We start from the raw sequence: 10,914 nt of genomic DNA on the forward strand, positions 1-10,914 counted from the left end.
TTTCCCGGCGGCCTCTCAATTTTTATTCACCCATGCCACCAGCCCAGCCCTTGCCGGACACCGCCCCCACCGTGTCCGAACCGCCGGCACGGCCCACCTGGGGCGAGACGCTGCGTGTCTACCTGGAGCCGGCCAGCCTGCGCATGTTCGCGCTCGGTTTTTCGGCCGGCCTGCCGCTGTTGCTCGTGTTGGGCACGCTGAGCTTTCGCTTGCGCGAAGCCGGCCTGGACCGCACCACCATTGGCTACCTGAGCTGGGTCGGCCTGGCCTACGGTTTCAAGTGGTGTTGGGCGCCCTTGGTGGACCGCTTGCCGATCCCGTTGCTCACGCGCTGGATGGGCCGGCGGCGCAGCTGGCTGCTGCTGTCGCAGTTCTGCATCATGGCGTCGCTGGTGGGCATGGCGCTGGCCGATCCGCGCAGTGGGCTCAACGTGGTGGTGTGGTGCGCGCTGGCGGTGGCGTTCGCCTCGGCCACGCAGGACATCGCGCTCGATGCCTTTCGCATCGAGTCGGCCGATGTGCGGCACCAGGGCGCGCTGGCCGCGACCTACCAGACCGGATACCGCCTGGCCATGATCTGGGCTGGCGCGGGCGTGCTGTGGATCGCGGCGCGCGCCGAGGTGGCACCCGCCGTGTCGGGCGCGGGCGCTGCCCTGCCCGGCGCGCTGTACCAGCAGGCGGCGTGGACGACGGCGTACCTGGTCATGGCGGCCAGCATGCTGGTGGGCGTGTTGACGGTGTTGTTCTCCCGCGAGCCCGCGCGCGTGGCCTTGCCGCCCGCGAGGAACGCTGCCGAGTGGTTGCGCGGCGCGCTGGTTGAACCGTTTGCCGATTTCCTCCAGCGCTATGGCAAGCAGGCACTGCTGATCCTGGCGCTCATCGGCGTGTACCGCATCAGCGACGTGGTGATGGGCATCATGGCCAACCCGTTCTATGTCGACATGGGCTACACCAAGGACGAGGTGGCCGCGGTCACGAAAGTGTTCGGCGTGATCATGACGCTGGTGGGCGCCTTCATCGGCGGTGCGCTTTCGCTGCGGTTGGGCGTGATGCGCGTGCTCATGCTCGGCGCGGTGCTCTCCGCCGTGAGCAACCTGCTGTTCGCCTGGTTGGCCGGCCACGGGCACGACGTGCGCGCGCTGGTGATGGTGATCTCGGCCGACAACCTGAGCGCGGGCGTGGCCTCGGCCGCGTTCATCGCCTACCTTTCGGGACTCACCAACGTGAAGTACTCGGCCACGCAGTACGCGCTGTTCAGTTCGATGATGCTGCTCGCGCCCAAGTGGCTCGCGGGGTACTCGGGCGCGTTTGTCGATGCCTACGACTACCCCACCTTCTTCATCGCCACCGCCTGCCTGGGCGTGCCGGTGTTGCTGCTGATCTGGTTGGCCACGCGCTGGGCCCCCGTCGACACCAAGACCTGAGGTTCACGCGCCGGGCGTGCTCAGCAACGACTTGAGCGTGGACTTCTGCACCTTGCCCAGCGCGGTCTTGGGCAGCGCGTCCAACCGGTGCCAGTGGCGCGGCCACTTGTAGCGCGCCAGCCGGCCGTCCAGAAATGTTTGCAACGCCGCGGCCCAGTGTTCGTCTGCGGCGGCGCGCAACACGACCACCGCCACCACCACCTCGCCCCAGCGCGGATCGGCCTGGCCGATGACGGCGCATTCAGACACCCAGGGGTGCTGCGCGAGCAGGTTCTCGATCTCGGCCGGGTAGATGTTTTCGCCGCCGGAGATCAGCATGTCCTTGGCGCGGCCGACCACGGTGAAGCTGCCATCGGCAGCCTGTTGTGCCAGGTCGCCGGTGTGAAAGAAGCCCTCGGCATCGCAGGCCGGCAGCGCGGGCCAGTACCGCTGCACCACGTTGGGCGCGCGCACCCAGACCTCGCCGACGGCACCCTCGGCCACAGGCTGTGCGTGCATGTCGCGCAAGCTCACATCGACGCCGGGCGCAGGCCAACCGCACGAGCCCAGGTGGCTTGCCGCGTGCGTGGGCGGCAGCGCGATGGAGAAGGGACCGGTTTCCGTGCTGCCATACACGTTGCACACCGGCACGCCGCGCGCGTGGCAGGCTGCGATCAGCGGCGCGGGCAGCAGGCTGGAGCCGGCCCAGATGGCGCGTAGGCAGGAGAGGTCGACGCCGAGCCAATCGGCGTGCGTGGTCAGCGCCTGCAAGGTGGCGGGCACCTGCAGCGTGAGCGTGGGGCGTTCGTTGGCCAGGGCGTACAAGGTGGCGGCCGCGTCGAAGCGTGCGTGCAGCAGCACCTGCGCGCCCACGCCGAGCGCGGGCAGGGTCTGGATGCACAGGCCGCCCACGTGAAAGAGTGGCAGCACGGTGAGCACGGTGTCGTCTGCGGTCATGCCCTGCACCTGCGCCGCGATGGTCATGTTGACCAGCAGGTTGCCCTGCGTGTGCAGCGCCCCTTTGGGCGCGCCCGTGGTGCCCGAGGTGTAGACCAGCAGGGCGGGGTGGTCGGCCGTTCCCACGGCAGCGGTGGAGGTTGCGCCGTCGAGTGGCAGCCCGTGCACCGACATCACGGCCGTGTGCGTCTGTGCCGCCAAGGCCGGGGCCGCGTGGGACAAGGCGTCGTCGTGCACCAGCAGCGTGGGTCGAGCGTCTTGCAGCACCGTGGCCCATTCGGCGGGTGAGAGGCGGTGGTTCAGCGGCACGAGCAGCGCACCCAGGCGCGCGAGCGCAAACAGCAGCGCGATCTGCGCCGGGTGGTTCAGCCCCAGCCAGGCCACCCGGTCGCCGGCACGAAGCCCGTGGCGGTGCGCGAGCCCGTGTGCAATCGCGTCGGCGTGTTGCGCGAGGTCGGCGAAGGTGAGGTGGGCCCAGCGTGCGTTCGACACGCCACCCGCCGGGTCGTGCCAGCGCAAGGCCGTGGCGGCCCCTCGCTCACGCGCCAGCCGGTGCAGCAGCGCGGTCAACGAAGACGCCGGCAGCGCAGGGGGCGAGGGTGGCCAGGGCGCGGACATTTACATGACTTTACGCGAGCCGCAAGGCCGATTCACACGCCGCTGACACGATGGCCCTCACCGGCGCACGCCGCTACACTGAAAACCATGACCTCTCCCCTGCTGATGATTGAAGACGACAGCCGCCTGGCGCAGATGGTGATGGAGTACCTCGGCCAGTCCGGCTTCGAGGTGACCCACGCCAGCGACGGTGAACAGGGGCTGGCGCAACTGCAGCTGATCCAGCCCGAGCTGGTGATCCTGGACCTGATGATGCCGGGCATGGACGGCCTCGAGGTGTGCCGGCGCATCCGCTCGTTGCCCGGCGATGCCGCGCGCGTGCCGGTGCTCATGCTCACCGCCAAGGGCGATCCGATGGACCGCATCATCGGCCTCGAACTCGGCGCGGACGACTACCTGCCCAAGCCCTTCGAGCCGCGCGAATTGCTCGCACGTGTGCGCGCGGTGCTGCGCCGGCGCGGCGAGACCGGCAGCGCCAGCGTGGCGCGCTCCACGCCGGTGTTGCGCTTTGGCTCGCTCGACATCGACCGCGACGCGCGCACCGTGCAAGTGGCGGGTCAAGCGTGTGAGCTCACCTCCTACCAGTTCGATTTGCTGGTGGCGATGGCCGAGCGCGCCGGGCGTGTGCTCACGCGCGACCAGATCATGGAAGCCGTGCGCGGGCGTGAGCTCGAAGCCTTCGACCGTTCGATCGACGTGCACATCGGCCGCATCCGCAACGCCATCGAAGCCGACAGCAAGGATCCAAAACGCATCCTCACGGTGCGCGGCGTGGGCTACGTGTTTGCCAAGCAACAGGAATGAGCAGTCTCTTCGGTTCCCGCTTGTACGTGCGCATCTGGCTCGCCGTGGTGGCGGCCGTGACCGTGCTCACGCTCGTGGTGGGCTGGCTGTGGCAACAGGCGCTGGACGAAGACCGCGCCGAGCGCGAGGCGCGCGTCACCCGCACGATCATCGTGCGCGATGGCGCGCGCGACATCCTCGGCGAAGCGCCCGCGCGCGCGGTGAGCATCCCGGGCGAGGGCTGGGAGTTCGAGGTGCTGATGAAAGACGGGCAGACCTTGTACGTGCTGCTGCCCCGAAGCCGTCCCTCCAGCGGACCGGGTCGCCGCACGCCCGAATGGTTCCAGACCCCGACCGGCTTCGCCTGGCTGCTGGGGCTGGTGGCCTTCGCGGTGGCCCTGGGCGCGTACCCCATCGTGCGGCGCCTGACCAAACGACTGGAGACCTTGCAGAAGGGCGTGGAGCGCTGGGGCGATGGCGACCTGTCGACCCGCCTGCCGATGGGAGGGCAGGACGAGGTGGCGTTTCTCGCCACCCGCTTCAACGCCGCCGCCGAGCGCGTGCAGACCCTGGTGCAGTCGCACAAGGCCTTGCTCGCCAATGCCTCACACGAACTGCGCTCGCCGCTGACGCGCATCCGCATGGGCCTGGAGCTGCTCGGCAAGGACGGCGCCAGTGCCGCGCAGCGTGCCGAGATTGCCCGCAGCATCGACGAACTGGACCAGCTCATCGACGAGATCCTGCTGGCCAGCCGGCTGGACCTGCGCGACGCGCGCGATGCCTCCGCGCTCGGGCCGACCGAAGAGGTCGACCTGGTGGGCCTGGCGGCGGAGGAATGCGCGCGCACCGGCGCGGACCTGGACATCGCGCCGGGCGCGGCCCCCGTGCTGGTGCAAGGGCAGGCGCGCCTGTTGCGCCGGGTGCTGCGCAACCTGCTGGAAAACGCCCGCCGCTACGGCGGGTCCGCAAGCGCGGTGGGCGGTGACGCACAGGTGCGCCTGACCATCCTGGTGCCCACCACCGCCACGGGCCGAGGCGGCGGCTCAAGCGTGACGCTATGGGTGGAGGACCATGGGGCGGGTGTACCGCCCGACCAGCGCGAGCGCATCTTCGAACCGTTCTACCGCCTGCCGGGCGCCAGCGAGCGCGAAGGTGGCGTGGGGCTGGGCTTATCGCTGGTGAAAACGATCGTCGAGCGCCACGGCGGCACGGTGCACTGCGAAGACCGGCCGGGTGGTGGCGCGCGCTTTGTCGTTCGGTTGCCGGTGTGAGCTGTATTTTTCGACCGGAAACACACGCGTCATCCCCCAAATGGGGGATGGTCGAAACGCATGATGCGGCGCACAATATCAACCGTTGCTGTCACAACGCCGGGTCCCAAGATTCGGCGGCGAGCACATCAGGACCGGCATTTGAAGCTGTTCTCCAACGACGTCCTCAAGGACATTTCCAGCCACCGCATGTCGGTGGCTTTTTTTTGCTCAGGCGCGCAGGGGGGCCGGGCGGCTGTTGGGCAATGAGTGCACGAAGTCCACCACGTCGCCGGTGGGTTGATAACCCTGCACACACACCTGGAGCAAGTTGCGCACGGTTGTCACGTCGTTGCGCGCCATGGCCTCTTCCAGCGACGCCAGAAGGGCTTGCAATTCCGCCCAGGGCAGGCTGTCTTCCAGTGCTTTCATGATGCGCTTGTGCTGCGTCGGCTGGGGGTTGTCGCCGATCAGCAGTTCCTCATACAGCTTCTCACCGGGCCGCAGTCCGGTGATCTGGATTTCGATGTCGCCCGTGGGGTTCTGCGCGGTCTTCACTTGCAGACCTGACAGCTCCACCATGCGCTGTGCGAGGTCGATGATGCGCACCGGTTCGCCCATGTCGAGCACGAACACATCGCCCCCATGCGCCATCGCCCCGGCCTGAATCACCAGTTGCGCGGCTTCGGGAATGGTCATGAAGTAGCGTGTGATGTCCGGGTGCGTCAGCGTGATCGGCCCGCCGTTCTGGATCTGCTCGCGAAACAGCGGCACGACCGAGCCGCTGGAGCCCAGCACGTTGCCAAAGCGCACCATGGCGAAGTTCGTGGTGCCGCCGGGTTCGGCTGCCAGCGCCTGCAGCACCATCTCGGCCAGACGCTTGCTGGCACCCATCACGTTGGTCGGGCGCACGGCCTTGTCGGTGCTGATCAGCACGAAGTGGGAAACGCCGGCGGCTTGCGCGGCGCGGGCGCACACCCAGGTGCCCCAGACGTTGTTGCGCAGGCCTTGCACGGGGTTGTGTTCCACCAGCGGCACGTGCTTGTAGGCCGCTGCGTGGTAGACCGTTTCGGGTTGCCAGGCCTGCATGATCTGTGTGATGCGCGCTTCGTCCTGCACCGAGGCCAGCAGGGGAATCAACCGCACCGAGGCGCCTTTGTTGTCGTCTTCCTCGGTTTCAAGCGGGTCGGTATCCTGGCCCAACAGCGCGATGAGTTCGCGGTGAATCTGGTACAGCGCGAACTCACTGTTCTCCACCAGCAGCAGCGTGTACGGCTGGCATGCGGCAATTTGCCGGCAGAGTTCGCTGCCAATGCTGCCGCCGGCGCCGGTGACCGCCACCACCTTGCCCTGGTTGAGGCGGGTGAGCAGCGCGGTGTCGGGGACGACGGGGTCGCGGCCCAGCAAGTCTTCGACGTCGAGTTCCTGCACATCGCTCAAGGCAACCCGGCCCGACGCCAGGTCCGACATGGTGGGCAGCGTGCGCACACGTACCGGGTAGTGCCGCAGGGCGTCGAGGATGTCCAGGCGGCGTTCGCGGGAGATCGACGGCAGGGCAAGCAGCACGTCTGTGACCCCCAGGTTGGGAATCAACTCCGCCAGCTCGGAGGGGTCGTACACCGTGCGCCCATCGAGGCTATTGCCCTGCAACTGGTCGTCCTCGTCGAGGAAGCCCAGCAAACGCTGTTCACTGCCGCGCGAGAGCGCCGCCGCGAGCTGCCGGCCTGCCTGACCAGCGCCGTAGATCAGGATGCCGGGCAGGTGCTCGCGCTGCAGCATGGTGCGGTACAGACCGCCCAGCCAGTAACGCACCACCACGCGGCTGAACCCGACGGCAACCAGCAGCAGCAGGGGCTGGATCACCCCCACGGTGCGGGGAACGCCCGTGACGCCGATCACAGTGAACAGGGTGGCGTAGAACAGCGCGTACAGCACCATGGCCTGGGCCAGGCTGACCATGGCGTTCCAGCCCGCGTAGCGGAAGATGGCACGGTAGAGGCCGAAGCGGATGAACAGCGGCAGTGCCATCAGCACGGAACCCATGATGGCCAGCATGTGCGGCGGTGTCAGGTGAACCCAGTGCTCCAGACGAAGGCAGAGCGCCAGCCAGACGGTGAGCGAGCACAGCGCAATATCCACGCCAACGGCGAGAGCACGCTTGGCCACACGTGGCATGTGCAGCAGCGAGGCGGCGGCGAAGCTCTGCCTGAGGTCCCTGTTGTTCATCGCGGTTTTTTTCTAGTGGGCCACGCCGTCACGGCGCAGCACTTTCACGAACGTCATCCAGAGAATGCGCAGGTCGAAGCCCAAGCTCCGGCGGCGCAGGTATTCTGCATCCAGCGCCACCTTTTGCGGAATGGGCAGTTCGTCACGGCCATTCACCTGCGCCCAGCCGGTCAGCCCCGGCACCAGTTCGTGCACGCCCTGCTGCGTGCGCAGTGCGATCAGATCGTCCTGGTTGAACAAGGCCGGGCGAGGGCCGACGAAGCTCATGTCGCCTTTGAGGATGCTCCAGAGCTGCGGCAGTTCGTCCAGGCTGCTTTTGCGCAGGAACGGTCCGATGGGGGTGAGGTACCTGGTGGGCTCGGTGAGCAGGTGGGTGGCCACGGCTGGCGTGTCCACGCGCATGCTGCGGAACTTGGGCATCTTGAAGATGCGGTTGTGGCGGCCCACGCGGTCGCTCCAGTACAGGGCCGGGCCTCGCGAGGTGAACCGCACCGCCAGCGCCACCAGCACCACCGGCACAAGCAGCACCAGCCCCGCACACAGTGCCAGCAGCAGATCGAAGAGGCGTTTCATCGCGCCACCATACCGGCGGTGGCCCGGCGCAAACCTTCGTCGACGCTGATGGGGGGGGCCCATCCCAGCGTTGTGCGCGTGTGGGTGATGTCGACCTGGAGGTTGCCGAGCAGTCGCTGCGCCATGTCGCGTTTGCCAACGACCGCTGCGCCCAGCTCCAGCAAGGCCGGTGGCACGGGCAGCAGACGCGCGGGCGTGCCTATCGCCTGGCCGATGCGGCGAATCAATGCGGTGGTGGAGAGGTCTTCGCCATCACTCACCAGAAACGTCTGACCGGCTGCGGCGGGATGGTGAATGCACGTGATGAGCAGGTCAACGAGGTTGTCCAGCGCCACGAGGCTGCGCCGGTTGTTGCTGACAGAGCCCAGTGGAAGCGGGATGCCACGTTGCACCGCGCGCATGAGACTGGCGAAATTGGCCTTGACGCCCGGGCCGTAGACCAGGGGTGGGCGGACGATGACGACTTCCATTCCGGTGTCGCGGGCGATCGTTGGCAGGCCTTGTTCGGCTTCCATTTTGGAGATGCCATACGCGTCCCCTGCTGCCGGCGCGTCTGCGGCGGTGAAGGGGTGACCCGCGGACGTCGCCTCACCGTTGACCTTGATGGAGCTGACGAAGACGAAGCGACGCACGCCGGAACGGGCGGCTTGCCGCGCAAGATGGAGTGTGCCGTCCACATTGGTGCGGCGGAACTCGCGCAAGGGGTCGCTGGAGCGTTCGTTCATGACATGGACGCGCGCGGCAAGGTGAACCACGGTTGAGCAACCGTTGAGTGCAGCGCTCCACTCCGTTGCCTCGTGGATGTCGCCCACGGCCACGGTGGGCAAGCCGTGGACCGGCATATCCGTGGCGCTCCGAACACAGGCGCGTACCGGGCGCCCTTGTGCAGCCGCGCGCGCGCATAGCGCGCGGCCCACGTAGCCGTTGGCACCGGTAATGAGGGTTGCTCCAGCCAGGCTCGCCGTTGCCGCGTTCACGGTTTGCGCCACACGGTTCGATTCACGTAGCCGGTGTAGCTCATGACGACCCGCAGCACCTGCTGGGACACATTCACGGCCTCGTAGTCCGGCACAGGCCGCGCCGACAACGGGCCGCGCTGGTGCTGGGCCATCACCACCTTGACCGCGTCCAGCACGTGTTCGGGATCGAGGCCGCTCATGATCAAGGTGCCCACGTCCATGCCTTCGGGGCGTTCGTGTGCGTTCCGGATGGTGATGGCGGGCAGGTTCAGCAGCGAGGATTCTTCGGTGATGGTGCCGCTGTCGGACACCACACACGCCGCTTCCATCTGCAGCTTGTTGTAGTCCAGGAAACCGAAAGGCTTGACAAACTTCACCAGCGCATGGGGTGCGCCGTGGTCGATGTCTTCCAGCCGCTTGGCGGTGCGGGGATGGGTGGAGACGATCACCGGGAAGCCATAGGCATCGGCCAGGGCATTGAGGCTGTCGAGCAGGTTGCGCAGGTTCTCGGGCACATCGACGTTTTCCTCGCGGTGCATGCTCACCAGGAAGTAGCGGCCGCTGCTCAGGCCCAGGCGGTCCAGCACGTCGGAAGCTTCGATCTTCGGCCGGTAGTGGTCCAGTACCTCACGCATGTGCGAGCCCGTCTTGATGATGGTCTCGGGCGGCACGCCTTCGGCGATCAGGTAGCGCCGGGCGTGCTCTGAGAGCACCATGTTGATGTCGCTGAGGTGGTCCAGCACCTTGCGGTTGAGCTCCTCGGGCACGCGCTGGTCGAAACACCGGTTGCCGGCTTCCATGTGAAACACCGGGATCTTGCGGCGCTTGGCCGACAGCACCGACAGGCATGAGTTGGTGTCGCCGTAGAGCAGCACCGCGTCCGGGTTTTCCTGCTCCAGCACCTGGTCGGACTTGATGATCACCTGGCCGATGGTCTGCGCCGCGTTCTCGCCCACCGCCGCCAGAAAATGATCGGGCTTGCGGATCCCCAGGTCATCAAAGAACACCTGGTTGAGCTCGTAGTCGTAGTTTTGCCCGGTATGCACGAGCACGTGCTGCGTGTGTCGATCGAACTCGGCGATGACGCGGCTCATCTTGATCAGCTCGGGCCGTGTGCCCACGATGGTCATCACCTTAAGCATGGAGCGCGTCCTGGATGAAGTCGAGCTTGAGCAGCAGCTGCTGGACCTGTTCGATGTCGAGGCGTTCGGTGTTGTGCGAGGTGTAGTCTTCCAGCGTCGATACGCGCGTTTCGCCTTCAACGAAATACTTGTTGTAGTTGAGGTCGCGGTCGTCGGCTGGCACCCGGTAGTAGCGCCCCATGTCATCGGCGCGCGCCATCTCTTCGCGCGACAGCAGGGATTCGTACAGCTTCTCGCCGTGCCGCGTGCCGATCACGCGCACGGCGCTCTCGCTTTTGAACAGCGCAATGAGCGCCTGGGCCAGATCGCCCACGGTCGAGGCGGGTGCCTTCTGCACGAAGATGTCACCTTGCACGGCATGCTCGAAAGCATGCAGCACGAGATCGACCGAATCTTCCAGCGACATCAGGAAGCGGGTCATGTTGGGATCTGTCACGGTCAAGGGTTTTCCCGCGCGCATCTGGTCCACGAACAGAGGGATCACCGAGCCGCGTGATGCCATCACGTTGCCATAGCGGGTGGCGCACAGCACGGTCTCGCCTTCCAGGCGCGAGCGGGCCTTGGCCACCATCAATTTCTCCATCATGGCCTTGGAGATTCCCATGGCATTGACAGGGTAGACCGCTTTGTCCGTGCTCAGCACCACGACGCGTTTCACACCCGCGGAGATGGCCGCGTTCATCACGTTTTCCGTGCCCAGCACATTGGTGCGCACCGCCTCCATGGGATAGAACTCGCAGGACGGGACCTGCTTGAGTGCCGCGGCGTGAAACACATAGTCGACGCCATGCATCGCCTGGGCAACGCTGTCCAGATTGCGCACGTCACCGATATGGAACTTGAGCTTCTCGTTGTTCAGCGCGATGCGCATGTCTTCCTGCTTCTTCTCGTCGCGGCTGAAGATTCGGATCTCTCGCACGTCGGTATCGAGAAAACGACTCAGCACCGCGTTGCCGAATGAGCCGGTACCTCCGGTGATCAGCAGGGTCTTGCCAGCAAACAT

At 66.6% G+C, this 10,914-nt stretch carries 9 protein-coding genes; 3 read left to right on the forward strand and 6 right to left on the reverse strand.

Annotated features, from left to right (window positions below; all coding sequences use genetic code 11):
• Positions 1–32 precede the first annotated feature (32 nt).
• Positions 33–1,424 carry an AmpG family muropeptide MFS transporter gene (locus tag FFS09_RS07540; RefSeq protein ID WP_137918257.1) on the forward strand — a complete coding sequence of 464 codons (1,392 nt, stop codon included), beginning with the start codon at positions 33–35 and terminating at the stop codon, positions 1,422–1,424.
• Between the two features lie 3 nt (positions 1,425–1,427).
• On the opposite strand, the gene FFS09_RS07545 is transcribed toward FFS09_RS07540, so the two are convergent.
• Entirely contained in the window at positions 1,428–2,978 is a 1,551-nt protein-coding gene (locus FFS09_RS07545) for a class I adenylate-forming enzyme family protein (RefSeq protein WP_137918258.1), read from the reverse strand.
• 87 nt (positions 2,979–3,065) lie between these two features.
• Here FFS09_RS07545 and FFS09_RS07550 point away from each other — a divergent pair, with 87 nt between their 5' ends.
• Positions 3,066–3,782, forward strand: a complete 717-nt coding sequence (locus FFS09_RS07550; RefSeq protein WP_137918259.1) for a response regulator transcription factor — start codon at positions 3,066–3,068, stop codon at positions 3,780–3,782.
• Complete coding sequence (locus tag FFS09_RS07555) at positions 3,779–5,032, forward strand: HAMP domain-containing sensor histidine kinase (protein WP_137918260.1); 1,254 nt, start codon at positions 3,779–3,781, stop codon at positions 5,030–5,032. The genes FFS09_RS07550 and FFS09_RS07555 overlap by 4 nt, the downstream gene beginning before the upstream one ends.
• 210 nt (positions 5,033–5,242) lie before the next feature.
• On the opposite strand, the gene FFS09_RS07560 is transcribed toward FFS09_RS07555, so the two are convergent.
• Genes FFS09_RS07560 through FFS09_RS07580 form a run of 5 tightly spaced genes read right to left on the reverse strand, consistent with a single transcriptional unit; the run spans position 5,243 to position 10,914 of the window.
• Positions 5,243–7,237: a polysaccharide biosynthesis protein gene (locus tag FFS09_RS07560; protein WP_137918261.1), complete on the reverse strand. Its 1,995-nt coding sequence runs from the start codon at positions 7,235–7,237 to the stop codon at positions 5,243–5,245.
• 12 nt (positions 7,238–7,249) lie between these two features.
• On the reverse strand, positions 7,250–7,810 hold the full coding sequence (locus FFS09_RS07565) for a sugar transferase (protein WP_137918262.1): 561 nt from the start codon (positions 7,808–7,810) through the stop codon (positions 7,250–7,252).
• Positions 7,807–8,787, reverse strand: coding sequence for a UDP-glucose 4-epimerase family protein (locus FFS09_RS07570; RefSeq protein WP_252374277.1), 981 nt, complete (start codon positions 8,785–8,787; stop codon positions 7,807–7,809). Before FFS09_RS07570 ends, FFS09_RS07565 begins: the two co-directional genes overlap by 4 nt.
• Positions 8,784–9,911, reverse strand: a complete 1,128-nt coding sequence (gene wecB / locus FFS09_RS07575) for a non-hydrolyzing UDP-N-acetylglucosamine 2-epimerase (RefSeq protein WP_137918263.1) — start codon at positions 9,909–9,911, stop codon at positions 8,784–8,786. The genes FFS09_RS07570 and wecB overlap by 4 nt, the downstream gene beginning before the upstream one ends.
• Positions 9,904–10,914 carry a polysaccharide biosynthesis protein gene (locus FFS09_RS07580; RefSeq protein WP_137918264.1) on the reverse strand — a complete coding sequence of 337 codons (1,011 nt, stop codon included), beginning with the start codon at positions 10,912–10,914 and terminating at the stop codon, positions 9,904–9,906. Before FFS09_RS07580 ends, wecB begins: the two co-directional genes overlap by 8 nt.

The sequence above is a fragment of the Hydrogenophaga sp. 2FB genome, assembly GCF_005503365.1.
Taxonomy (GTDB): domain Bacteria; phylum Pseudomonadota; class Gammaproteobacteria; order Burkholderiales; family Burkholderiaceae_C; genus Hydrogenophaga.